Source organism: Serratia sp. DD3 (assembly GCF_000496755.2).
On the sequence record NZ_AYKS02000044.1, the window covers coordinates 40,833 to 65,402 of the forward strand.

Consider the following 24,570-nt stretch of genomic DNA (forward strand, 5'->3'; position numbering starts at 1 on the left):
ATAAAAAAGTGACAACACTCATGTATTGTTATAGAAAACGGAAGTAAACGGAAGCCAAAATAAATCATTCATTTAAATGATAAATAAATAATATTCATTCTGATTTTGGATGGATAATAAAATATACTCTAAATAATTCGAGTTGCTTGTAGGCGGCAACTGAGCGAATCCCTAGGAGCATAGCTAACTATGTGACTAGGGTGAACGAGGGAAGCCAACAACCAAGCAGCTTAAAGTATGACGAGTATATTATCTATAACGTCTGCTCATTAATATGAGTGCTGACATAATCGAGAAAACAGGTAATGCGTGCCGCTAGTGGGGTATTACGGTAATAGACAGCATTGATCGGCTGCCGTACTACCAGCGTTTCTTCCGTCAATAGTGGGATCAACCGCCCAGCTTGCTGATCTTGCCGCGTCATAAAATCAGCCAACCGCACAATGCCCACACCACATAGCGCCAGTTGCCGTAGCGTTTCACCACTGGATGCCGATAAGGTGGGGGTTATGGTAAAGAACTCCGCCTGATGATTACGTAGCGGCCACTGGTTAAGTGATTCAGGTTGGGTAAAGCCCAATAAACAGTGGTGGCTCAAGGCTTCTACACTGTGCGGAGTGCCACAACGGGCAAGGTAATCCGGGCTGGCAAGAATGCGTACCTGGCTGGTGCCCAGCAAACGAGCATGGATGGTGGAGTCACGCAATATGCCGATACGAATGGCAATGTCGGTGCGTTTTTCCACTAAGTCGATAATCCGGTTATCGGTATTCAGTTCTAACTCAATCTGCGGGAAATTTTGCCGAAAACCCGGTACCAGCGGCACGATCACATGTTCCATAAAGGGGGCCGCTGCATTAACTCGCAAGCGGCCTGCCGGGATCTGGCGGCGTAGTGCCATTTGCTCTTCGGCATGATCCACAGCGTTAATAATCTCTCGCGCATGGACTAAAAAACTTTGCCCTTCTTCGGTCATGGTCAGGCGGCGGGTGGTACGGCGTAATAAGGTGGTATCGAGTTTTTTTTCCAAACGGCTAAGGGCACGGCTGATGCCAGAGGTGGTCTGCCCCAACAATTCAGCAGCCGCAGTAACCGAGCCACTGTCGACTACCGTCGTGTAAGCTAATAACTCTTCAAGCGTGATTTTCATACGCCCCACCCTGGGTTACCGGGTTCAGTCACCCTTGCCACTTGAACAGCAACGGAGAGACCGCCCCCACCAGCATCACACGTCAAGTTCGGCCGTGTCGCCTTTATCCTGCAACCAGTTACGCCGATCTTCTGAACGCTTCTTCGCCAGCAACATATCCATAATCGCCATGGTTTGTGCCGTGTTTTCTTCATTGATGGTCAACTGCACCAGACGGCGGGTATTAGGATCCAGTGTGGTTTCACGCAATTGCAGCGGGTTCATTTCACCCAACCCTTTAAACCGCTGTACGTTCGGTTTGCCTTTCTTGCGCTTCAACTGATCCAATACCCCGGCCTTCTCTTCTTCGTCCAGGGCGTAATACACCTCTTTACCCAAGTCGATACGATACAACGGCGGCATCGCCACATAGACATGCCCGCCAACCACCAATGAACGGAAGTGGCGCACAAACAGCGCGCACAGCAGTGTGGCAATGTGCAGACCATCGGAATCCGCATCCGCCAGGATACAGATTTTGCCATAGCGCAATTGGCTCAGATCATCACTGTCGGGATCAATACCGATCGCTACTGAAATATCGTGTACTTCTTGTGAGGCCAGCACCTCGTCGGAAGAGACCTCCCAGGTATTCAGAATCTTGCCTTTTAACGGCATGATCGCTTGGTATTCCCGATCGCGAGCCTGTTTGGCCGAGCCCCCTGCCGAGTCCCCTTCCACCAGGAACAGCTCGGTCATACTCAAATCCTGCGAGGTGCAATCCGCCAGCTTGCCCGGCAATGCCGGCCCACTGGTCAGTTTTTTACGCACCACCTTCTTCGCCGCCCGTAGACGGCGTTGAGCACTGGAGATCGCCAGTTCTGCCAGTTGTTCAGCTGCCTGAACATTCTGGTTCAGCCACAAGCTGAAAGCATCTTTTACCACCCCAGAGACAAAAGCCGCACATTGGCGGGAAGAGAGGCGTTCTTTGGTCTGGCCGGCAAATTGCGGATCCTGCATTTTCACCGAGAGCACATAGGCACAGCGGTCCCAAATATCTTCTGCTGAAAGTTTCACCCCGCGAGGCAGAATATTGCGGAATTCACAAAACTCGCGCATGGCATCCAGTAACCCCTGGCGCAAACCATTAACATGCGTCCCGCCCTGCATGGTCGGGATCAGGTTGACGTAGCTTTCTGTCAACAGCTCCCCGCCTTCCGGTAGCCACAATAGCGCCCAGTCCACCGCTTCGACATCACTGGCAAAATTACCGACAAAGGCGGCTTCCGGCAACGTAACCAAGCCATTCACCGCTTCCATCAGGTAGTCGGTCAGGCCATCTTGATAGCACCAACGCTGCTCGGTATTGTTAATTTTGTCGATAAAGTAGATTTCAACGCCGGGGCACAGTACTGCTTTGGCCTTCAGCAGATGGCTCAAGCGGGAAACCGAGAACCGTGGGCTGTCAAAAAACTGCTCGTCTGGCCAGAAATGAACACTGGTACCGGTATTACGCTTGCCGCAGGTACCCGTCACTTCCAGGTCCTGGACTTTATCGCCATTTTCAAACGCAATACTGTACACATTGCCATCACGGCGAACGTTAACTTCCACCCGTTTCGACAGGGCGTTTACCACAGAGATGCCCACGCCGTGCAAACCACCCGAGAACTGGTAGTTTTTATTGGAAAACTTGCCCCCAGCATGCAAACGACACAAGATCAGCTCCACCGCTGGCACCCCTTCTTCCGGGTGGATATCGACTGGCATACCACGGCCATCATCAATCACTTCCAGCGATTGATCGGCGTGCAGGATCACGTCGATACGCTTGGCATGTCCTGCCAGCGCTTCATCGACGCTGTTATCAATCACCTCTTGACCAAGGTGGTTTGGGCGCGTGGTATCGGTATACATACCGGGACGACGGCGCACTGGTTCTAGGCCACTGAGTACTTCAATGGCATCTGCGTTATAGCTGGATTGAGTCATCGTTGATTATTTTCGTGGTTAAGGTTTCACAGCCCCAAAAAATCCACAATCTGTGGGAAGTAGTGCTCGAAACCGACAAAAGCATGATTGCCACCCGATTCTACTGTTTGGCGACAGGCACTGTAATAAGCCACTGCCTGACCATAATCGAGCACTTCATCGCCGGTTTGCTGCAGCAACCAGATTAAATCTGGCGACTCTAAAGGTTCAATCTGCATCACTTTCAGATCGTAAATATGGCGTGACTCTAACACATATTGCTGCCCGGTGTAGGGGTTCTCGTTAACCCCAAGATAGTCAATCAGCAACTCAAAGGGCTTCACTGCCGGGTTGACCACCACCGCTGGCAGAACAAAACATTGTGATAACCAGGTGGCATAGTAACCCCCTAACGAAGAGCCGACGATCCCCATCGTCTGCCCTGCACGCGACATGACCATATCTTCGAGGATCTCTGCCGCATCGGCTGGATAAGCTGGCAACTGAGGTACCAGCATCTCGATATCAGGGTGATGCTCTGCCAGCCAGGCTTTCAATGAACTCGCTTTGGCAGAGAGCGGGGAACTGTTAAAACCGTGCAAATAGAGTAGTGTTGAAGACATCAGTAACCGTCCGAATCCATATCGGGGCGGAAATCATCGTTCTCCAGCCGGAATACCTGGGTTTCCACCCGGCCATCCGGCAGTAGATCAAGATAGCGCCAACCAGGAGAAACCGCATCAATAGTAAAATTAGTACAATGCGGTTTGAATTGCACACATGTGGAGGGGGAGGCCAATAACCGCCGCCCATACCAATCCAGATCCAACTCCTGATGGATATGCCCACACAATAAGGTATTGACCTTAGGGTAGCGCAACAAAATAGCCGCCAGCACGTGCGGGTTGCGCAGGCCATGTTGATCGAGCCAAGTACAGCCTGAGGGTAACGGATGGTGATGCAGTAGCAACAGGGTATAACGTTCAGGATACGCCTGCAGACAGCGTTCCATCCACCCCAACTGATACTCGCTCAACTCACCGTGAGGCACACCGAACACCTGGCTATCCAGTAACAGAATTTGCCAGTGCTCACCCACCAGTACCTGCTTGGAGGGTGAAATAGCCGCCTCAGCCAGCGCACACACCATGGCGGGTTGAAAATCATGATTACCCGGAAGCCAAACACAAGGCACTGGCAAACGTTTCATGCCCGCAGCAAAGTGCTGATATGCTTCCAACGAATGGTCCTGTGCCAAGTCTCCCGTCGCTACCACCAAATCATATTCACACTGCTGTGCGATGACAGCATCCAGCACGGCGTGATAACTGGAATAAGTGTTAATGCCAAGCAAAGTCTCACTCTGGCTGGCAAAAAGGTGAGTATCAGTTATTTGTAAAATCCTGACCTTGGCCCCACCAGCCACAGGCAGTCTAAACAGGCTTTCCAAATGGTGTCCTTTACTATTTCAGTCTCTCTATACCCGTCGCCATTCAAGCTGCAGCCTAAACCCCACAGGGTACTAAATAACCTGAACCGTCATCTCTCCATGCGCTAAACAGTAACGCAGCCAATCAGCAAGAAACTGGTTAATTTGATGCTTTTCATCACGTTGATGTAACTTTTTATTCGGATAATCATAACTCGCTTTAAACCGATAGATCTGCTGGCTGGAACACACTTCCGCAACCATTGCATCATAATATAGCCGAACCGTCATCCTCGGCAGGCTCCAACTGTTGACTGCGGGCTGGACCTGCTCAATCTGCACTAAAGAGGTATAACGTGTACTTTCCATAATAGTCAAACGGTAGTGAACGCCATTAACCTGATAAGTAACGCTTTCATCAACTTCATCGTTATGTGGCAGCAAACGCCGCAATTGTGCGAAATTCATCGCGCACAATCTCATCATTTCAGGAAAATCAGGGGTATAGCGCTTTTGCATTTAGTTGTTCCATTCCGCTTTTAGCTGTTGATGGTGTAATGCCAACCACTGCAATGCAATCACTGAGGCCGCATTATCAATCACCCCTTCTTCAACCCAACGGTAAGCTTGCTCACGGCTGACCACATGAACGCGAATATCTTCATTCTCTTCAGGCAACCCGTGGATCCCTTCAGCCATTAGGGCATCCACTTCGCCGACCATAATCGACAAACGCTCACTGGTCCCCCCTGGGCTTGCCAGATAATTCAATACCGGTTTGCAGCGCCCAACCACCACACCCGCCTCTTCTAACGCTTCACGGCGGCAAACCTCTTCAACACTTTCCCCGGCTTCAATGATACCGGCCACCATTTCCAGTAGCCATGGAGTTTCAGACGTCTCAATGGCGGCGATACGTATCTGTTCAATCAACACCACCTCGTCTCTTACCGGATCATAAGGTAACAAGACTGCCGCATGACCACGCTCTAAAATTTCGCGTGTTACCTCACCACTCATTTCACCATTGAACAGGCGATGGCGAAACCGATATAAATTAAGGGAAAAAAAACCTCGGTATAGCGTCTCTCGTGCAATAATTTCTACCTCTTTCTTACCGAGAGTAACGGGGGAAGGTTGTGAACGGTTCATGTGCCAATTCTCCTGTGCAATGATGCTAAGCTATGTTGGTAACAGAAACAGTAGGGCTATCCTGCCCTACTTTATGCTAGATTGTGAACCATGATATGCAGATGATACCGATGCAAACAGCCAAGTGTCAGTTAACCTGGCAGCGAGAAAAGTAAAAGTTCTGTCAGATGGCACATTAAGTCACATTAAGTAAACTACAGTCTCTGCTAGAATTGGCAACTATTCGTCTATCGTCAGCACTAACGTATCTCGAACTGATACAAGTAGCAGTTCTACAACAAACTCATGAGAGTTCACCTGTTATTTGAGATCGCCATATTGCTGCACAACAAGGAATGCAAATGAAAAAACTGCTCCCCTTTATTATCGGCCTGAGCCTGAGCGGCTTTAGTACCATGAGTTCAGCAGAAAACCTGCTACAAGTTTACAAACAGGCCAGGGAAAGTAACCCGGACCTGCGTAAAAGCGCCGCCGATCGTGATGCTGCCTATGAAGGTATCAATATTTCACGCAGCCCCTTGCTGCCGCAACTGGGACTCACCGCCGGGTATACGCATAACAGCGGTTTTCGTGATGCCAGCAATACCAACAGTAATACCACCGGCGGATCATTGGCGCTCACTCAGACCCTGTTTGACATGTCTAAATGGCGTGCCCTGACAATTCAGGAAAAAAGCGCCGGGATTACTGATGTCGCCTACCAAACCTCAGCCCAACAGTTGATACTCAATACGGCGACAGCCTATTTTGACGTGCTACAAGCCATTGATTCGCTCTCTTTTACTCGGGCGAATAAATTGGCGGTTTACCGGACACTGGATCAAACTACCCAACGTTTTAACGTCGGCTTGGTGGCAATTACCGATGTGCAAGACGCCCGTGCCAACTACGATACCGTTCTGGCCCAAGAAGTCACCGCACGTAACAATCTTGATAACGCATTAGAAGCATTACGCCAAATCACCGGCACCTATTACGCGGAACTCTCTTCACTGGATACGGGCAAGTTCACCACCAAGCGCCCAGATGCCGTCAACAATCTGTTGAAACAGGCTGAAAACCGTAACCTGAATCTATTATCTGCCCGTCTGAGCCAGGATTTGGCGCGCGAACAGATTAAAGCGGCACAGACAGGCTATATGCCAACCGTTGATTTAACCGCCTCCAGTGGGATCACCAATACCCGAACTGGTGGTTCGCAAAACTACACACCTGACTCAGATATTGGTCAGAACAAGATTGGGGTTAATCTCAGCGTGCCAATCTATAACGGTGGGATAACCAACGCCCAAGTACAACAGGCGCAGTACAATTTTGTCGGGGCCAGTGAGCAGTTGGAAAGTGCGCACCGCAGTGTGATACAAACGGTTCGTTCCTCTTTCAACAATATTTCTGCATCCATCAGTAGTATCAGTGCCTATAAGCAGGTAGAAGTCTCTGCCCAGAGCTCATTGGATGCAACAGAGGCCGGTTATGAGGTGGGAACACGGACGATTGTTGACGTGTTGAATGCCACTACAGCGCTGTATAACGCCAAGCAACAGCTTTCCAAGGCACGCTACGACTATCTGACCAATCAGTTGAGAATTCAATTGGCCCAGGGCACCTTGAATGAAAATGATCTGATGATGTTGAACGGAGCTTTGGGCAAACCGATCTCAACCTCGCCAGAGGCGGTCGCACCCTCAACGGCTGAGCAAGATGCCTATGCCGCTGGTGCCACCACCACCAGACCAGAAAACAGCCGCACCACCGCGCCAACCCGCTGATCACCTCCATCACGGGGCTAGCCTTGGCTAGCTCCGTTTTGTACTTTTTGCTTAGCCCTTTTTGCTTAATACGTTGCTGCCCTCATTCTACTATTCAGTGTTATTATTCTCCTCCGATGATTTCAAGGCTGGATAAGAACTGATGGAGAACGCTTCTCGCTGGCAACGCCTGATCGCCGAAGGTACCCTAACACTAGCAGATCAACCCTCACCGGCCATTTATGCTTCCTGGTTACGTTGCCGTACTCTGATGCAACCCACGGTCTGGAGAGCGCCTCACTGTGCGTTGGGGACCACTTTCAATTCCATCTTCCAGCGTAAAGACGACTTCATCACCCTCGGTCAGGCAGCATTAGAAGATGCTTGGGAATATATGGAGCAGCGTCATTGTGTGCTGATGATCCTCGATGAGAGCAATTGTACACTCTGGCAATGTGGCGATGACACCACCCGTGAACAACTGCTCGAACTGGGTTTTACTGCTGGCGCATACTGGACGGAAGGGGATATTGGCACCAATGCCCCTGCACTGGCAGTATCAGAAGGTCACCCAATACAAGTTTACGGGAGTGAGCATGTCCGCCAGGCATTGCACAATTGGTCATTTTGCGCCGCCCCGGTTTATGATAACAATGGTCGGCAGCGCGGTACGTTGGCACTCGGTTGCCAACTGGCTGACTCTAGTGCCAGCGACCTCTCACTGATCCTGGCCATTGCCAGAGAGATTGGTAACGCCCTGAGCGCCGATAGTTTGCTGGCTGAATCCAACCGCCATCTGAATCAGCTCAATGGATTGCTCGATAGCGTTGACGATGGCGTTATGGCTTGGGATCACCGTGGTTATCTGCAATACATCAACCACCGTGCCGCCACTATGCTGAAACTGCATGAACAGCAAAGCCAGGGTAAACCACTCTCTCAGTTGCTGACCTTGCCTGCGTTGCTGAACCGGGCTATTGCTCAACGCCAGGCATTGCAACATGTTGAAGTCACCTTCGAGAATCAGGGGCAGTTTATCGCCACCTTATTAACGCTTAAACCGATCCCTGATGGGGAACATTGCAGCTTTATTGCTCTGTTACATCCGTTTGAGCGGCTGCATCAATATGTCAGTAGCCAAATCAGCCGGGTGAGTCACACCTTCGAACAGATGCCTTCAGGTACACAAGAGATGCGCCGCTTGATCCGCTATGGTCAGCAAGCGGCTAAAGGCCATCACCCTATTTTGCTGTGTGGTGAAGAAGGCGTAGGTAAAGAGCTGGTGAGTCAATCTATTCATAACGCCAGCGACAGGGCGGCTGGGCCCTATATCGCGCTGAATTGCCAGTTACTGCCAGAAGAACAAGGGCTAAAAGAACTGCTGGGTAGTGATGCTAGTGAAGAGGAAGCGGGTCAGCTCAGCAAATTTGAACTGGCCAACGGGGGTACGCTGTATCTTGAGCAGATCGAATATCTGCCGCTGACGATGCAATCCGCCCTGTTACAGATTTTAAAAACCGGCGTGGTCATGCGTATGAATTCCAGTCACGTGATCCCGGTGAATGTCCGGGTGATTGCCGCCAGCGCTGCTAATCTGCCAGTCTTGGTGCAACAGAATCGTTTCCGCCGCCAACTGTTCTATAGTCTGCAGGCATTCGAAATTCAAATCCCGCCACTACGTCAGCGCCTTAGTGACATTCCATTGCTGGTACTCCACCATCTACGTGCGTTGGAACAACACTTTCAATGCCGCTTTCGGGTGGATGATGAAGTGATGACTCAATTAGGATTGTATCTGTGGCCAGGGAACGATTTAGAACTGAAAGGGGTGATAGAGCGTGCGGCCATGATTTGCCACAATCATCATATTCAACTGGCGGATTTACCCTCTCACTTACTCAGTCAACAACCCTTACTGGAAAGTGATACGCAACCCGTCATGCCCTTGTTGACGCTGGCAGAAATGGAACGGCAGGCTATTATCCGTGTGGCGAATGTCAGCCATGGGCAACTCAATGAGATGGCGCAGCTACTGGGGATCAGCCGCACCACTCTCTGGCGGAAAATCAAACAACTGCAAATTGATATCCGCCAGTTCAAACAGCGTGCTTAATGACTCAGCTGTAATGTTCCACGCGCTGCATCCAACATTGCCTTCTGGCCGCTGTGGGTTTTGTTCATGCACTCTTCTACGCCAACAACCATCGGTATCCCCATGGTTTTAGCCAAAATAGCCGCATGAGACAACGCACTACCGCCACTCAGGCAAATACCCAGTACCCGGCGACGTTCCAGCATCACCACCTCTGAAGGCATCAATTCATCCGTCACCAGAATCGAAGGCTCACTGAGTGTGATCGCTTGAATCGGCTGCTGTTGCAGGTGGCATAAGCTACGGCGCAAGACATCACGCACGTCCAGTTCACGTGCCCGCAAATAGTCATCATCCAATGCCCGGTAATCAGCGGCTACCTGCTCCAGCTCCTGTTGCCATGCCTGTTCAGCGGTACATAGCTGTTCGGCAATACGGTTATAGGCTGCCTGCTGCAGGTCAGGATCATCAAGTAACATACTGTGCGCGGCAAAGATCGCCGCCTGTGTGCTACCGATAAGCTGAGCCGCATGATCCGCCAGTTGGTCAAGGTCATTGAGCGTGTGCTGCAGTGCAGTACGCAGACGCTGTTGCTCATTGAGCACGTCATCAACACCTATCTTGCGCGACTCGACTTGAGGCCAAAAACTGCGGTTTTGGAATATCGGACCGCTGATCACACTTTCCGCCACCGGAATACCATGCAACGAAGGCTGCTGTTGCTCGGAAACCGTTTCACCGAAATGCTGTTCCGCCAATACTTTGAAAGCAGCCAGGGCTTCATCTGCCTGGTTACCATCAGCAATCAGACGGATAGTATCACCATGACGAACCTGTAACATCGCCAGTTGATTCAGGCTACGTGGGTTGGCACACTGCCCCTGTTTTTCCAGCACCAGTTCAGCATCAAAGGGCGCTAATGCCTCTGCCAAGCGAGCGGCAGGGCGGGCATGTAACCCATGTGGATTCTGCACCTGCCAACTCAGGCTCTTACCCTGATTCAATGGCAGACTTATCGGTTTGCTGGCAACGGGCTGTTCACCCAGTTGTGCCTGTTTACCCTGTAACGCACCCTGCGCTTCCGCCAGCACCTGTTCCAGGTTACCGCCGGCATTGGCCGCCACAACGGCAGCCAAAGTCCCTTCAACCAAAGGGGCTGAGCACAATGTCACTCGTGCAGACAATTCTGGATCAAGCAGTTCCAGTGCGGTTTCAGCACTCAATAGCGCACTGCCAAGATCCATCAGCACAACGATCCCGGCCGCATCAGACACCGATTCGATCGCTTCCATCACCTTAATCGCATCGGTACCGATCGGGTGTTCTTCATCATCAACCCCCGCCGCCAGTGCCAGTTTACACCCCTCGCTGTTCATCATCTGACGGGCAAGCTGCTCAATACCTTGAGCCAACCGAGCACTGTGCGAAACCACAACAATATTAATCATCCAGCAGCCCCCACGACTTCAGCCAATGTTTGCATCATCAACATGGCGGAAGTCGCACCCGGATCCTGGTGGCCAATACTACGCTCCCCAAGATAGCTAGCACGCCCTTTACGGGCCTGCATGGTGATGGTGGCTTGTGCTGCTTGTTCGGCACGTACTGCAGCTTGTTGCAACGCTTGTGGCAGACTCAACTGCTGTTCTAGTGACTGGTTCAGGCTCTCTACCACCGGCCCCCAGACATCACACATGGTTTTATCGCCCGGTTCGGCTTTACCACGCATCATGACCCCTTCAGCCCCTTCCTGGATCATCTGCTTCAATTCCGCCAGATCCAGACTCTGCTTGGCATTAGCCTCTTGAGCAGCACGGATAAAGAAGGTACCAAACAGCGGGCCACTGGCGCCCCCGACACTGGAAAGCAGCGTCATACCGGTATTCTTGAGAATAAAGCCGATATCCTTGTCCGCCACAGAAGGCAGTTTCTCTACCACCTTGTTAAAACCACGGTTCATGTTCAGGCCATGGTCGCCATCACCGATATCGGTATCCAACTGGGTCAGAAAATCACGCTCACGGGTAAACACTTCACCGCACTGCATCAACCACTCGACAACCTGTTGTTTGCTTAACGTCATCTTTCTGCTCCTCAGCCCCAGCACAGCGCAGGGGTTTTCACCGGCGCATCCCATAGTGACAACAACTCATCATCCACTTGCAGTAAGGTGATGGAAACACCCTGCATATCCAGCGAAGTACAGTACGAGCCAATCAGATTACGTTCGATGGTGATCCCGGCTTCCGCACAGCGTTCAACCAGGCGATGATAGACACCGTACAGCTCGGAAACCGGCGTTGCCCCCAGGTTGTTCACCAGGGCAATGACTCGGTCACCTCGGGTCAGTGCACGCTTACTCTGCTGCTGATCAAGCCATTCACCGGCTTGACGATCCCAAACACGGACCGTGCGCTGATAAGGACCATGCTCAATCAGGGTATGGAACATTTCATCCACGGTATTATCAAGGGAAGTGAACAAGCGCCGTTCGATGCCCGGTTCACCATGGATGCCGACACCGAACTCCATCTCATTATCCGCTAAAATAAACGATGGCTTACCGGCTGCTGGCACAGTGCACGCACCTAACGCAACCCCAAGAGAGTGCCCTTGATTGTTGATTTTGTGGCCCAGCGCCACTATCGCATCCAGGTCATCCCCTCTGACTGCCGCAGCACCGAGCAGTTTTTCCATCAGCACCGTGTTGGCTACACCACGCCGCCCAGCGGTAAACAGACTATCTTTAACTGCCACATCGTCATCAACCAGCACGGTGGCTACCGCAACACCGCTGTCATGCAGCAATTCGGTCGCGGTCTCAAAATTCAATACATCACCGGTATAGTTCTTGATGATGAGCAATACGCCGGCACCACCATCAATCGCCAGACCACAGTCATACATTTTGTCAGGCGTAGGTGAGGTAAAAATCTCCCCAGGGCAAGCGCCATCAAGCATCCCTTCACCGACAAAACCGCAGTGCATTGGCTCATGACCACTGCCACCACCAGAGAGAATCGCCACTTTCCCCATGGTCGGGCCTGCTTTGCGGGTGACAAATAACGGCTCCTGATGGACGACCAGTTCTGGATGTGCTTCTGCTATCCCCAGTAACTGTTCGTCAAGTACTGACTCAACTTTATTGATAAGTTTTTTCACCATTCATTCCTCGATTGGCAACAGCAAGTCCCAGAAGTACGCCCGCTATTGTCATGCAAACTGTAGGGGTCATGACTTGCCCAATCCTTGGGCGTTGTTTCATCCCTGACCCATCAATTGATGGCTGTTAGGGATTACTCCCCCTGGAGCCAGGCGGTACCCAGCTTATCGGCAGTCAAAATAGCGGCCAGCACCATATCTGGTGTTACGGTGAATGGCATGTTGTGAATGGTTTCACCTTTGGCGCAACTCGCCTCTGCCACTTTGCTGATCTTCTCTTTCAGCTCACCCTTGACGCCCATTTGAGCCAGTGTGATCGGCAACCCTACCTGCTGGCAGAAATCCATCACGGTTTCAATCTGCTCCATGGAGCTGTTTTGCAATACCAACTGAGACAGGGTACCGAATGCCACTTTCTCACCGTGATACAGGTGGTGACACTCTTCCAGCACGGTGAAACCGTTATGGATGGCGTGTGCAGCGGCCAAACCACTACTTTCAAAACCAATCCCACTCAGGTAGGTATTGGCTTCAATAACGCGTTCTACGGCTTCGGTAACCACACCCGATTCTGCCGCTAACTTGGCTTTAACGCCCTCGGCCAGCAAGGTGTCATAGCAAAGACGGGCCAGGTTAAGTGCTGCCAGAGTCGATTTCCCCCCTGCCATACTGGTGGCCTGGGAATCTAAACACGCTTTGGCTTCAAAATAAGTCGAAAGTGCATCCCCCATCCCCGCTACCAGCAGACGAACCGGTGCTTTAGCAATAATGGCACTGTCCATCACCACCATATTGGGGTTGGCTGGGTAGATCAGATACTCTTCGAACTCACCCGAATCGGTGTAGATCACCGACAAAGCACTGGTCGGTGCATCGGTTGATGCAATGGTAGGCATCAATACCACTGGCAAATGTTGGAAGTAGGCAACCGCCTTGGCAGTATCCAGGGTTTTACCCCCACCGATGCCAATCACGCCTTTGCAGCCATGCTTCTGTAACTCTTCGCCCAAACGCTTGATTTCTTTATGGCTACATTCACCATTGAAAACACAGGCGTGATTTTTCACCCCTTGTTGCTGCAGACTGCCCAGAACGGTCTCACCGACCAGTTTCATCACGAAATCGTCGGCAATCACAAAGTAATTATCGGCAAGTGATTTAGCATATTCACCAACAGAGGCTGAGGCATTTGGACCTTGAATGTATTTGCTTGGTGATTGAATGATTCTCAACATAACTGACTCCTTGAAGGAAAGTTAACGATTGTAATGTTCAGGTATCGGCTTAAAGCAGATGCATTTCAATACCTGCATCTTGGTGTATTCCCGACTATACGTCCTGCATACGGTCCGGCGAATAGCAGTAAAAAACGTTACGTAATGGAACACTCTACGCCTAAAAATGTTCCATTATGTAACATTAAAATGTTATTTTTACCCATAAAGCGAACTGGCGCACACACCAACGTATAACTGCGTAAAGAGACCATTTCAGCTTTAATTGTGAACGTATTTCCCCTATCCTTACGGACAATAACTGAGTAACGGCGAATACCGCCTGAATGACGGGATAACAACCATGAAACGGACAAAACAAATCAACCAAGAAACCTTCCGCAAATCCTGGCGCAACTACCGTGTTGCACCGGTAGCTTTGGCAATCAGCGCAGTCTTTATGTTGGCTGGCTGCGAACAAGCGGATGAAACCGTCTCTTTATACCAAAACGCTGACGATTGTTCCCACGCGAATCCATCAATGAGTGAACAATGTACCACCGCCTACAATAATGCCCTGAAAGAAGCAGAGAAAACCGCCCCAAAATATGCCAACCGTGAAGATTGCGTTGCCGAATTTGGTGAGTCGCAATGTACTCAGGCTCCGGCTCAGGCAGGCATGGCAGCACAATCACAAAGCAGCGGCAGCTTCTGGATGCCACTGATGGCTGGCTATATGATGGGCCGTATGATGGGTGGCGGTTATGCCCAACAACCGCTCTTTACCTCTAAAAATGCCGCCAGCCCGGCAAATGGCAAGTTCGTTGATGCCAGCGGCAAGAATTATGGTGCGGCAACCGCGGGTGGCCGTACCATGACGGTGCCGAAAACCGCCATGGCCCCCAAACCTGCAGTAACCAACACCATCACCCGTGGTGGCTTTGGTGAAACCGTTGCCAAACAAACCAGTATGCAGCGCAGCAGTAGCGCTAGCTCTTCGAGCTCACGCAGCATGGGCGGTTAATGCATGAAACGCATTGCAATTACCGAACGCCCCGACTGGCGGGAAAGAGCTACTGAATTTGGTTTCAACTTCCACACCATGTATGGCGAGCCCTACTGGTGTGAAGATGCTTATTATCAGTTCACCCTGGCGCAAATCGAAGAGATTGAAGAGGCCACTGCCGAACTGCACCAGATGTGCCTGAAAGTGGTGGAAAAAGTGGTCAACAGCGATGAGCTGATGACCAAATTCCGTATTCCAAAGCATACCTGGGATTTCGTGCGCAACTCTTGGCGTACCCATCAGCCATCACTCTATTCGCGGCTGGACCTGGCTTATGATGGGGTCAACCCACCCAAACTGCTGGAGAACAACGCCGATACGCCAACCTCGCTGTATGAGTCGGCCTTTTTCCAATGGTTATGGTTGGAAGACCAAATCAATGCCGGTAAGTTGGACCCGCAATCCGACCAATACAACAGTCTGCAAGAAAAACTGATTGAGCGTTTTGCCGATCTGCAAGTCCACCATGGCTTTAGCCTATTGCATCTGGCCTGCTGCCAAGACAGCGAGGAAGATCGCGGCACAGTGCAATATCTGCAGGACTGTGCTTTAGAAGCCGGGCTACCGACCGAATTCCTGTTTATGGAGGAGATTGGTCTGGGTGAGAAAGGCCAGTTTACTGACCAGCAAGACCAAGTGATCAGTAACCTGTTCAAACTCTACCCTTGGGAGTTTATGCTGCGGGAAATGTTTTCTACCAAGCTGGAAGATGCCGGTGTACGCTGGTTAGAACCCGCCTGGAAGAGCATTATTTCCAACAAAGCACTCTTACCGCTGTTGTGGGAGATGTTCCCCGACCACCCGAATCTGTTGCCTGCTTATTTCGCCGAAGATGATCATCCACCGATGGAACACTACGTCACCAAGCCGTTGTTTTCCCGTGAAGGAGCCAATATCCAGATCGTGAAAAATGGCCAGGAAGTGGTGCGTGTTGATGGGCCTTATGGCGAAGAAGGCATGATTGTGCAGCAATTCTGTCCACTACCGCAGTTTGAAGGCAGCTATACGCTGATCGGTAGTTGGCTGGTGAATGATCAACCTTGTGGTATTGGTCTGCGTGAAGACCGTGAATTGATCACTCAGGATCTGTCGCGTTTTTATCCGCATATTATTCTTGGTTGATGACTATCCTTTAAATAATTCGAGTTGTTGTTCAAAACGCCAAGCGTTTTGAACAACACTTGCGTTAGCCCGTAAGGGGTAGCCTCATAAATGAGGTTCACTGCCACCAGGAGCATTGTCCACTATATAACTGGTACAGCGAATATATAACTGGTGCGGCAATGTGGCGGCGATTATAGCAAGCATAAAATAATGCCCTGATAAACCGCCCATTTTCGGCGGGTCCAGATTGTATACACTAAATAATTCAAGTTGCGTGTAGGCAGCCAGCGATGGAGTCCCCAGGAGCATAGCTGACTATGTGACTGGGGTGACAGAGTGCAGCTAACACCCAGGCAGCTTGAAGTATGACGAGTATAGACAACATGCAAGTTTCCCCTCTCAAATGCACACTTAACAACCTGCAGAAATAAAGTCACCATTTAAGCTGACTGGAATCACTGAGTTGAATAAAACTAACGCAAACAACATTAATATGATCCCACCGAGCATCATGATCACTCGAGCAACCTGCGGAAAATAAACATTAAAAACTGTGCTACTGGTATTAATAAAACGCTCCCGCAGATGGTGCACAAGGGTTGCCAGAATCATGATTGATAGCGCGGTACCCAACGCCATACTCATGGCGGAAATAACCCCCCAAGTAAATATGCCCATTGCATTCGCAAAAACCAGGAGCATGATCGCACCACTACAAGGGCGGACACCTATAGCGGCAATGACCCAAAGGGTATGGCGCCAATCACCCGCCAGTTCATTGGCGTTAGGTAAATGCCGATGTCCACAACCGCACGTTTCATCGTGACTATGTGCTGGTGGGGCAACGGCAGAGGGTAATACGGATGATCGCTGTAATGTACGGATCGTCAGTGGTCTGGTTATAAATGATTTATCTAGGCGAAATCCACTGGCACGCAGCAATAATATCAGACCAAAACAGGCGATAAGCACGGCACTCCCTTTCTCTACCCAATAGCGACTGAGGCTAAGGTCACCCATTGAAAAATTTAAGATAATCGCCAATATCAAAACGAACAGAATAGCCGTCAACCCTTGCAACAGACTGCCGAGTAGGGTCACCAAAAGACTGCGAGGCAACTGTTGTCGATGAGTGGACAGATATGTGGTAATTACAAATTTACCATGCCCCGGCCCGATAGAATGGAGAAATCCATAGGCAAAACTCCCCAAGACTAACATGACTCCCCCATTGTATTGATGCGCACGTAGTTGCAGGAGGTAACTTACCAGCGAGCGGTGCATATAAATCTGGGTATTAATGCAGAACTGAACAAAATCCGCCCAATAACGAACGAATACAAAAAGCGATGAAGTAAGCAGTAACCCTATGACTCCGATGCTAATCATACCCGTCAGAGTGATATTGACTGATTGTGTTCTCATGGCTTATCAGACTCAAGTTGTGTGCACCGGGCGACACCCGTATATGCCGCGTTATTCGGCCCAAGCAGGACCACCCACTAAGGGGCTATGATGGGATACATCCCTGTATCCCACCCTACGGGCCGACTGAATGCCGTTCAAATTTGCTCTTGGCAAATTTGTCGGCGGCTGGCACCGCTACGCCCCCTTCAACAGGCTTCCCCTAATAATAGACTTGATCAAGCGTTTTCAAGTTAATTAAGTATATAAGATTGATATTTAATAAGACTGAACCTGCGATATCACTCTTCGAACCACGGGGAAACAGGATCTGGGTAGGTGAGCCACTTCTCGGGCCCTTCCGCCATTTCCTGCTCAGTGAGTAGCGCTGCATCAAGTTGGCTGCGTAATACATTTTCATCCATATCTATCCCGATAAAAACCAGCTCTTGGCGGGCATCCCCTACATCATCAATCCAATGCGATGCGATAAAATCGAGAGATTCCGTATCTGTCGGCCACTCCGCTTGCGGAACGTTTACCCACCACATTCCACCTAACCCCTGATGTGCCACACCGCCCGCCTGCGACCATGTTCCAACATATTCCCGACGACTTGCAAGCCAATAATAGCCTTTAGATCTGATGACACCGGTCAACTCATTTTCCATGATTTGCCAGAAGCGTGCAGGGTGAAAAGGCCGACGAGCCCGGAATGTAAAACTGGAGATACCGTATTCATCAGTTTCAGGAAGATGCTCTCCCCGTAATTCTTTCAGCCAACCAGGAGCCTGAGCTGCTCTCTCAAAATCAAACAAACCGGTATTAAGTACCTGCTCTAGCGAAACAGCACCATATTGTGCGTTGATGATTTTTGCCACGGGGTTAAGGGAACGGATAATAGCAACGAGTTTCTCTTTTTGATCCTTATCTATCAGGTCGATTTTATTGAGAATAAGCACGTCACAGAACTCAATTTGCTCAATAAGCAGATCTACAACGCTACGTTCGTCTTCTTCACCTAAAGATTCACCACGTGACTGAATACTATCTTCAGATTCATAGTCGTTTAGAAAATTCCAAGCATCGACAACTGTTACCATGGTATCCAGCCTGGCAATATGTGACAGGCTCTCTCCATCATCGCCAGCAAAGGTAAAGGTTTCAGCGATTGGTAAAGGTTCAGAAATCCCGGTCGATTCGATCACTAACTGGTCAAAACGCCCCTCTTTGGCCAGTTGATTGACTTCCAGTAGCAGATCTTCACGTAATGTGCAGCAGATGCAGCCATTACTCATCTCTACTAACTTTTCATCTGTTCGGGAAAGTGCTGCGCCGCCATCTCTAACCAAAGAAGCATCAATGTTGACTTCTGACATATCGTTAACGATAACAGCAATACGCCTGCCTTCACGGTTATTTAAGATATGATTGAGCAACGTGGTCTTTCCTGCGCCCAAGAAGCCAGATAACACGGTGACAGGTAATCGGCTATCTTTTGTAATCCCTAGTGAAACCTCTGACATTGCTCACTGTTCTCCCAATACTTTCATCAATAATCCGTTAATCGTGTTTACCCCGCCAATTCCGTTACGGGGCTCGTTGACGGTAATCCCGCACAAACATTTGAAGGTCATTTTGATATTATTACGTTATAACATAACAATATCAATTGCCAATTTGATCGTTACCATTGAACCTGTGTAGTCATGCGGGAAGAGTTGGCTTTAATAAGCGCGGTCTGTGGAGGATTACCAGGCTAGACAGTACCTGACCGCAAAGCCGGGGAGTTGTTGATCAACCTACCTGTACCGACAGCATGCTGAGGGCCCCCATTTCGATCCCATCAACCGGGATCGACATCGCTTCATTGCCATCCCAACTCCCTAGGATGTACAACAGTGGCAGGTAATGTTCTGGCGTTGGGTTCGACAACATCGCCCCTTCATGCTGGTGATAATTCACCAACGGATGATGTTCACCCTGATAATCAAGATGGTCACGGACATATTGGTTAAAAGACTCCGCCCATGGATAGGGGCTGATATCTTGCTGCCATTTCAGCATACGCAGGTTATGTACCACATTGCCACTGGCCACCAGCATCACTCCTTGATCACGAAGGGCTGACAGCTTACGGCCTAGTTGATAGTGATATTCTGCTGGCTGGGTCCCATCAATACTCAATTGCACCACCGGAATATCCGCTTGTGGATACATCTTGATTAAAACTCCCCAGCTACCATGATCAAGCCCCCACTCGCTGCTATCGGCGATAACCTTAACCGGGGCCAGTAAACGTTGCAGTTCTGCCGCCAGTTCAGGCGAGCCGGGTGCCGGATATTGGATATCAAACAATGCCTGAGGAAAACCACCAAAATCGTGGATGGTTTTCGGCTGAGCCATTGCAGTGACTGCGGTCATTTGCAGGCACCAGTGAGCAGAAATAGCCACAATCGCCCTGGGCCTTGGCAATTGTTCACCCAGCGCACGCCATGCCTGCGTATAACGGTTTTCTTCCAACACGTTCATCGGGCTACCGTGGCCAAGAAAAAGAGCGGGCATACGAGAAGTGGTCATAAATTACCCTCAGCTTAGAATAATAATTCGTCTGCTGATGACATTACGCTCTTCATGCGGTTAAAAAAGTCAGATAAGTATGATAAAGATTTTCAATAAATTTGAATTACTGTATTTAACCAATAAAAAAGCCGCAACGCGGCTTTTTTATCTATACCGTCACCAATGGCGCTGCAGCGGTGTTCAAAACGCACGGCGTTTTGTCCTGCAACTTCATTGAACTTGGGTATACATCAGTCAATTAACTGACTTTTTTTCCTGTGCCTGACGGTAAGCCACCAGATCTTCGATGGTCAACACCACCATGTCATGTTGCTTGGCAAAGGTGATCACTTCAGGGGCACGTGCCATGCTGCCGTCATCATTGGTCAATTCACACAGCACACCTGCAGGTTTAAACCCTGCCAGGGAAACCAGGTCAACCGTTGCTTCGGTATGGCCTCGGCGGCTCAATACGCCACCGGGTTGCGCACGTAGTGGGAAAACATGACCAGGGCGATGCAAATCACTGGGTTTGGCATTATCAGCAATCGCCGCACGGATAGTGGTCAGGCGATCAGCCGCAGAAACACCGGTGGTGACACCTTGTGCCGCTTCAATGGTCACGGTGAACGCCGTCTGGAATTGGCTGGAGTTATTGCTGACCATCATCGGCAATTCAAGCTGCTGACGACGCTCTTCGGGGATACAGAGGCACACAATACCGCTACAATGGCGAATGGTCAGCGCCATCTGCTCAACGGTCATGGTTTCTGCGGCGAAAATCATGTCACCTTCGTTTTCACGATTCTCATCATCAAGCACCATCACACCACGTCCACTACGCAGTGCCTCCAGAGCATGTTCAACGCGTTCTAACGGCGTACCGAAATCTGAAAGTAGAGTCTGATTCATGGTAAAAAAACCTCATTAATATTATGGATTACCAGAATCAGGGCGATCTTGAGGAGTGGCCATCACAATAGCCGAAAAAATAACGCAAGCGGGCTTCGGCCCGGCAGGTGTCGTTACTCTCTCCCATCCGGACTATTACCGTCGGCCCCGGAATTACACCGGATCTGCTGACCTCTAACCCACTCCAAAGAGACAGGCTGAGCGCTCGCGGGCTTTCACCGTAAAAGATGATTTACCGCCGGTGGGGACTTGCACCCCGCCCTGAGAATAAGCCCACAAACTATAAACCTATCCCCTGTCTCTTTCAACTGGGTTCATCGCAAGAGGTTAATAGTTTATCTGGCAAGCAACACGCATTACACTAGACGGTAGCCACCCAATATCAGAAAGGGAAACACCACCATGATTGACCCGAAAAAAATTGAACAGATCGCACGCCAAGTACAAGAATCGCTGCCTAAAGGCGTCCGTGAATTCGGGGAAGACGTTGAGAAAAAAGTCCGCCAGGTATTGCAAGCACAACTGACCCGCCTGGATTTAGTCAGTCGCGAAGAGTTTGATATTCAGACCCAAGTATTACTGCGCACCCGTGAAAAACTGGCGCTGCTGGAACAGCGCCTAGCTGAGTTGGAAAACCAACGCCACAGCGCAGTAACCACCAAACCCGAAGAGTAATAGCGGATTTCTCCGCCATCATTATCAGGTGCGAGCCCCTCTAGGTGGGTTCGCAATAATGTGGTGCGCAATAAATAAATGTGGGTACGCAATAACTGTCGGTTCGCAATAACTGTCGGTTCGCAATAACTGTCGGTTCGCAATAAATGTGGCTTTTGCTTATTGCTTGCGGACTACCGCTGGCAGTTTACGCGGCATCACCAGCCAGATGACCGCGAACATTCCCAGTGCATACAGGCTTTCCCAGCCAATAATCACCAGCAACAGCAAGCACAGTAACGAGCCGACAATCGCCATCAGCCGGGAGCGCCCCTGTAATATCCGCCAGCCCGCCAGCATACACAGCAGATAAATCAGCACAAAAATCCCATTGGCATAGACCAACAACATATCCAACGGCAATTCCAGGGTATGAATCAGCAAGGTAAAGCTCAGGCAACTGACTGCCACCGCATTCAGTGCATTAACGGGAACCTGCCCAGCGGAGAGTTTAGCTAACGGGCTCGCGGGTCTCTGTTGTGCTTGTGACCACACCAGCCGGGCAAAACTCTGGGTATAAATATTCACGCTGGCAAAGCAAGCCAGATAACCGATGATGCAGGCAACCCATAACGCATGTTCGCCAAAGAGCTGCACCACAATGCCTGGCAGTGAAGCCGCCGCTGCCTGATCCTCACTATATGCATGGAAATGCAACACCGCGACAGTACAGCCCCAATAGACCGCCCCCGCGACCGTCAACCCCACCAGCAACGCCCGGGGAAAATCCCGTTCCGGGTTACGAAATTCTGTCGCCAGATGAGCAAAAGCCTCCAGCCCGACAAAGCACCAGAACATCACGGCAAGTGCGTGGAACATATTAGTTGAAGAGATATCGTGGATAGCTGGCCAAGCGATCTGTGCTGGGGTGATCCCCCCTTGCAGCCAGATCGCCACCACCAATGCGATCACCAAAAGAGCGATCAACGTCTGAATATTCGCGCTGGAACCAGCACTACGTAGGCCCAGTAACCAAATCACCACCAGTGTGGCAATTTCAACCAACAGTAATTGATTAGAGCCCCAACCAAATGCCGCTTGCCAGAAACCCACCGCAATCTGCAAGGCCGCAGGCAACCCCACCGGGATCACGGAAAGAAATAGCCAGGCGGTGACTTTGGCCATTCGCGGGCCAAACGCCAGGCCAACAAAGTGCGCAGCCCCTCCGGCACTGGGAAAATGGCGCCCCAATGCGGCAAAAGCAATGGCAATCGGAAAGACCAATATCAACAATATTGGCCAGGCCCACAGGCTGTCACTTCCCGCCACCAGTGCAGCCAAGGCGGGCACAGCAAAGACCCCGGTACCCAACAGTGAAGTGGACAACAGCCCCACGCCTTGTAACAAACTGAGTTCTTGCTTTAGTCCGCTCACTGTACACCGCCTTGTAAACCCAACCACCATACAAACAAATTGTAGCCGAGTTAATGGCCCTTAGTTGCTGGAGCGGTCCTTGATGGCTTTAATGATATTGGTCGTTGATAACCCATTCTCAAAGTTTAGTACTTTGACCTCACCACCATTAGCCCAGACTTCAACACTACCGGCAATTTCATGCGGTTGATAATCGCCACCTTTGACCAGCAGATCAGGCAAAATATCGGCGATAAGACGCTGCGGAGTATCTTCTTCAAACGACACCACCCAATCGACAGCTTCCAGCGCAGCTAACACCACCATGCGGTTTTCCAGCGGGTTAATTGGCCGGGTTTCCCCTTTCAGGCGTTTAGTGGACGCGTCACTATTCACTGCAACAATCAGGCGATCACCCAATTTACGGGCGTTTGCCAGGTAAGAGACATGGCCGGCGTGGAGAATATCGAAAATGCCATTGGTCATCACCACTTTCTCACCCCGTTGGCGCGCCTGTGCCACGGTCTTTTTCAGTTCAGCTTCGCTCATGACACCAAAACCGGTTTTTGCCCGGCCACGAATGGCATTTTCCAGCTCAATAGGGGAAACGGTGGAGGTACCCAATTTACCGACCACCACACCAGCGGCGGCATTAGCCAGGAAACAGGCATCTTCCAAGGTATTGCCGGCGGCCAGCGCCGCGGCCAACACACCGATAACCGTATCACCGGCGCCGGTCACGTCGAACACTTCTTGCGCCAGGGTAGGCAAATGCAGCGGAGCCTGCCCCTGTTGTAACAGGGTCATCCCTTGTTCTGAACGGGTAATTAACAACGCTGACAACTCATAATCCGCCACCAGCTTGATGCCCCGCTCAACCAATTCGGCTTCACTCTTGCAATGACCCACTACCGCTTCAAACTCAGACAGGTTTGGCGTCAATAAGGTGGCCCCGCGATAACGTTCAAAATCGGAGCCTTTAGGGTCAATTAATACCGGTACCTTGGCAGCACGCGCCAACTGGATCATCCCTTGTACCTGGCTCAACGCCCCTTTGGCGTAATCCGATAAGACTAGCGCACCAATTTGCGGCAATGCGTGCTGAATGCGATCAAAGATCGGCTGTTGATCAACGTTAGAGAAGCCTTCTTCAAAGTCGAGGCGAATCAACTGTTGATTACGGGAAAGTACCCGTAACTTGGTAATCGTAGGATGGGTGGACACCGACACAAAATCACAGCGCACATTCACTTCACTGAGTTTGGTATTCAGGGCTCGTGCGGCGTCATCAATCCCCGTCAACCCGACCAGACGAGAGTTGGCACCCAGCGAAGCGATATTCATCGCCACGTTCGCTGCACCACCTGGACGCTCCTCGATAGCCTCAACCTTGACTACCGGCACCGGCGCTTCCGGTGAAATACGGCTGGTCGGCCCGTGCCAATAGCGATCCAACATGACGTCACCCACCACCAATACACTGGCACGGTGAAAATCTGGCAGTGTCACTTTCATCCAATAACTCCCAACAAGTGATATTTCTCATGATTCAAGCGGC

General features: G+C 50.6%; 21 protein-coding genes and 1 riboswitch. Of the genes, 5 read left to right on the forward strand and 16 right to left on the reverse strand.

All coding sequences use genetic code 11. The features are described 5' to 3' along the window. Positions 1–253: 253 nt before the first annotated feature. The 6 genes from IO95_RS07265 to nudF form a co-directional block, all read right to left on the reverse strand. Positions 254–1,150 carry a LysR substrate-binding domain-containing protein gene (locus IO95_RS07265; RefSeq protein ID WP_037384625.1) on the reverse strand — a complete coding sequence of 299 codons (897 nt, stop codon included), beginning with the start codon at positions 1,148–1,150 and terminating at the stop codon, positions 254–256. A gap of 75 nt (positions 1,151–1,225) precedes the next feature. Next, positions 1,226–3,121 (reverse strand): DNA topoisomerase IV subunit B, encoded by a 1,896-nt coding sequence (gene parE / locus IO95_RS07270; protein WP_023490680.1) that lies wholly within the window; start codon positions 3,119–3,121, stop codon positions 1,226–1,228. A gap of 26 nt (positions 3,122–3,147) precedes the next feature. Next, entirely contained in the window at positions 3,148–3,723 is a 576-nt protein-coding gene (gene yqiA, locus IO95_RS07275; RefSeq protein WP_023490681.1) for an esterase YqiA, read from the reverse strand. After that, a complete protein-coding gene (gene cpdA, locus IO95_RS07280) occupies positions 3,723–4,550 on the reverse strand; it encodes a 3',5'-cyclic-AMP phosphodiesterase (protein ID WP_023490682.1) in 828 nt (275 codons plus the stop codon). Before cpdA ends, yqiA begins: the two co-directional genes overlap by 1 nt. Positions 4,551–4,622: 72 nt before the next feature. After that, positions 4,623–5,048, reverse strand: coding sequence for a DUF1249 family protein (locus IO95_RS07285; protein WP_023490683.1), 426 nt, complete (start codon positions 5,046–5,048; stop codon positions 4,623–4,625). Beyond that, on the reverse strand, positions 5,049–5,681 hold the full coding sequence (gene nudF, locus IO95_RS07290; protein ID WP_023490684.1) for an ADP-ribose diphosphatase: 633 nt from the start codon (positions 5,679–5,681) through the stop codon (positions 5,049–5,051). A 341-nt stretch (positions 5,682–6,022) separates the two neighbouring features. Between nudF and tolC the strand changes: the two genes are divergently transcribed. Next, positions 6,023–7,450, forward strand: coding sequence for an outer membrane channel protein TolC (gene tolC / locus IO95_RS07295; protein ID WP_023489699.1), 1,428 nt, complete (start codon positions 6,023–6,025; stop codon positions 7,448–7,450). A 142-nt stretch (positions 7,451–7,592) separates the two neighbouring features. Beyond that, positions 7,593–9,542, forward strand: coding sequence for a dihydroxyacetone kinase operon transcriptional regulator DhaR (gene dhaR, locus IO95_RS07300; RefSeq protein ID WP_023489698.1), 1,950 nt, complete (start codon positions 7,593–7,595; stop codon positions 9,540–9,542). Here the strand turns inward: dhaR and dhaM are convergent. The 4 genes from dhaM to IO95_RS07320 form a co-directional block, all read right to left on the reverse strand. Further along, the gene (gene dhaM, locus IO95_RS07305; protein ID WP_023489697.1) at positions 9,539–10,969 is read right to left on the reverse strand and encodes a dihydroxyacetone kinase phosphoryl donor subunit DhaM; all 1,431 of its coding nucleotides are present in this window, start codon (positions 10,967–10,969) and stop codon (positions 9,539–9,541) included. The genes dhaR and dhaM overlap by 4 nt on opposite strands. Further along, complete coding sequence (dhaL, locus tag IO95_RS07310; RefSeq protein ID WP_023489696.1) at positions 10,966–11,604, reverse strand: dihydroxyacetone kinase subunit DhaL; 639 nt, start codon at positions 11,602–11,604, stop codon at positions 10,966–10,968. Before dhaL ends, dhaM begins: the two co-directional genes overlap by 4 nt. Positions 11,605–11,615: 11 nt before the next feature. Further along, positions 11,616–12,683 carry a dihydroxyacetone kinase subunit DhaK gene (gene dhaK, locus IO95_RS07315; protein WP_037384675.1) on the reverse strand — a complete coding sequence of 356 codons (1,068 nt, stop codon included), beginning with the start codon at positions 12,681–12,683 and terminating at the stop codon, positions 11,616–11,618. Positions 12,684–12,817: 134 nt separating this feature from the next. Then, positions 12,818–13,918 carry a glycerol dehydrogenase gene (locus IO95_RS07320; RefSeq protein ID WP_023489694.1) on the reverse strand — a complete coding sequence of 367 codons (1,101 nt, stop codon included), beginning with the start codon at positions 13,916–13,918 and terminating at the stop codon, positions 12,818–12,820. A 343-nt stretch (positions 13,919–14,261) separates the two neighbouring features. Here IO95_RS07320 and IO95_RS07325 point away from each other — a divergent pair, with 343 nt between their 5' ends. Both IO95_RS07325 and IO95_RS07330 read left to right on the forward strand, forming a co-directional pair. Beyond that, complete coding sequence (locus IO95_RS07325) at positions 14,262–14,921, forward strand: DUF1190 family protein (protein WP_023492423.1); 660 nt, start codon at positions 14,262–14,264, stop codon at positions 14,919–14,921. A 3-nt stretch (positions 14,922–14,924) separates the two neighbouring features. Then, a complete protein-coding gene (locus tag IO95_RS07330; RefSeq protein ID WP_023492421.1) occupies positions 14,925–16,085 on the forward strand; it encodes a glutathionylspermidine synthase family protein in 1,161 nt (386 codons plus the stop codon). A 393-nt stretch (positions 16,086–16,478) separates the two neighbouring features. Here the strand turns inward: IO95_RS07330 and IO95_RS07335 are convergent, their stop codons facing one another. The 4 genes from IO95_RS07335 to ribB form a co-directional block, all read right to left on the reverse strand. After that, on the reverse strand, positions 16,479–17,492 hold the full coding sequence (locus tag IO95_RS07335) for a nickel/cobalt transporter (RefSeq protein ID WP_037384629.1): 1,014 nt from the start codon (positions 17,490–17,492) through the stop codon (positions 16,479–16,481). Between the two features lie 281 nt (positions 17,493–17,773). Further along, positions 17,774–18,997, reverse strand: coding sequence for a zinc metallochaperone GTPase ZigA (zigA, locus tag IO95_RS07340; protein ID WP_037384632.1), 1,224 nt, complete (start codon positions 18,995–18,997; stop codon positions 17,774–17,776). A gap of 271 nt (positions 18,998–19,268) precedes the next feature. Further along, entirely contained in the window at positions 19,269–20,051 is a 783-nt protein-coding gene (gene ygiD, locus IO95_RS07345; protein ID WP_023490352.1) for a 4,5-DOPA dioxygenase extradiol, read from the reverse strand. 237 nt (positions 20,052–20,288) lie between these two features. After that, positions 20,289–20,945: a 3,4-dihydroxy-2-butanone-4-phosphate synthase gene (gene ribB / locus IO95_RS07350; RefSeq protein ID WP_023490354.1), complete on the reverse strand. Its 657-nt coding sequence runs from the start codon at positions 20,943–20,945 to the stop codon at positions 20,289–20,291. Positions 20,946–21,056: 111 nt separating this feature from the next. After that, a riboswitch (FMN riboswitch) is annotated at positions 21,057–21,218 on the reverse strand. A gap of 129 nt (positions 21,219–21,347) precedes the next feature. On the opposite strand from ribB, the gene IO95_RS07355 reads away from it, so the two are divergent. Then, positions 21,348–21,620: an accessory factor UbiK family protein gene (locus tag IO95_RS07355; RefSeq protein WP_023490356.1), complete on the forward strand. Its 273-nt coding sequence runs from the start codon at positions 21,348–21,350 to the stop codon at positions 21,618–21,620. Positions 21,621–21,779: 159 nt separating this feature from the next. Here IO95_RS07355 and yjeH read toward each other — a convergent pair whose 3' ends face one another. Together yjeH and hldE are read right to left on the reverse strand one after the other, a co-directional pair. Continuing rightward, positions 21,780–23,033: an L-methionine/branched-chain amino acid transporter gene (yjeH, locus tag IO95_RS07360; RefSeq protein WP_023490357.1), complete on the reverse strand. Its 1,254-nt coding sequence runs from the start codon at positions 23,031–23,033 to the stop codon at positions 21,780–21,782. A gap of 60 nt (positions 23,034–23,093) precedes the next feature. After that, positions 23,094–24,527, reverse strand: coding sequence for a bifunctional D-glycero-beta-D-manno-heptose-7-phosphate kinase/D-glycero-beta-D-manno-heptose 1-phosphate adenylyltransferase HldE (gene hldE, locus IO95_RS07365; RefSeq protein WP_023490358.1), 1,434 nt, complete (start codon positions 24,525–24,527; stop codon positions 23,094–23,096). Positions 24,528–24,570: the final 43 nt, after the last annotated feature.

Excerpts from the sequence above, each read along its gene's own strand:
- IO95_RS07285 (WP_023490683.1), bottom strand. The coding sequence starts at position 5,048 with ATGCAAAAGCGCTATACCCCTGATTTTCCTGAAATGATGAGATTGTGC.
- IO95_RS07325 (WP_023492423.1), top strand. The coding sequence starts at position 14,262 with ATGAAACGGACAAAACAAATCAACCAAGAAACCTTCCGCAAATCCTGG.
- yqiA (WP_023490681.1), bottom strand. The coding sequence starts at position 3,723 with ATGTCTTCAACACTACTCTATTTGCACGGTTTTAACAGTTCCCCGCTC.
- IO95_RS07335 (WP_037384629.1), bottom strand. The coding sequence starts at position 17,492 with ATGAGAACACAATCAGTCAATATCACTCTGACGGGTATGATTAGCATC.
- IO95_RS07330 (WP_023492421.1), top strand. The coding sequence starts at position 14,925 with ATGAAACGCATTGCAATTACCGAACGCCCCGACTGGCGGGAAAGAGCT.
- zigA (WP_037384632.1), bottom strand. The coding sequence starts at position 18,997 with ATGTCAGAGGTTTCACTAGGGATTACAAAAGATAGCCGATTACCTGTC.
- IO95_RS07265 (WP_037384625.1), bottom strand. The coding sequence starts at position 1,150 with ATGAAAATCACGCTTGAAGAGTTATTAGCTTACACGACGGTAGTCGAC.
- nudF (WP_023490684.1), bottom strand. The coding sequence starts at position 5,681 with ATGAACCGTTCACAACCTTCCCCCGTTACTCTCGGTAAGAAAGAGGTA.
- ribB (WP_023490354.1), bottom strand. The coding sequence starts at position 20,945 with ATGAATCAGACTCTACTTTCAGATTTCGGTACGCCGTTAGAACGCGTT.
- tolC (WP_023489699.1), top strand. The coding sequence starts at position 6,023 with ATGAAAAAACTGCTCCCCTTTATTATCGGCCTGAGCCTGAGCGGCTTT.
- hldE (WP_023490358.1), bottom strand. The coding sequence starts at position 24,527 with ATGAAAGTGACACTGCCAGATTTTCACCGTGCCAGTGTATTGGTGGTG.
- ygiD (WP_023490352.1), bottom strand. The coding sequence starts at position 20,051 with ATGACCACTTCTCGTATGCCCGCTCTTTTTCTTGGCCACGGTAGCCCG.
- dhaL (WP_023489696.1), bottom strand. The coding sequence starts at position 11,604 with ATGACGTTAAGCAAACAACAGGTTGTCGAGTGGTTGATGCAGTGCGGT.
- IO95_RS07355 (WP_023490356.1), top strand. The coding sequence starts at position 21,348 with ATGATTGACCCGAAAAAAATTGAACAGATCGCACGCCAAGTACAAGAA.
- dhaR (WP_023489698.1), top strand. The coding sequence starts at position 7,593 with ATGGAGAACGCTTCTCGCTGGCAACGCCTGATCGCCGAAGGTACCCTA.
- IO95_RS07320 (WP_023489694.1), bottom strand. The coding sequence starts at position 13,918 with ATGTTGAGAATCATTCAATCACCAAGCAAATACATTCAAGGTCCAAAT.
- parE (WP_023490680.1), bottom strand. The coding sequence starts at position 3,121 with ATGACTCAATCCAGCTATAACGCAGATGCCATTGAAGTACTCAGTGGC.
- dhaM (WP_023489697.1), bottom strand. The coding sequence starts at position 10,969 with ATGATTAATATTGTTGTGGTTTCGCACAGTGCTCGGTTGGCTCAAGGT.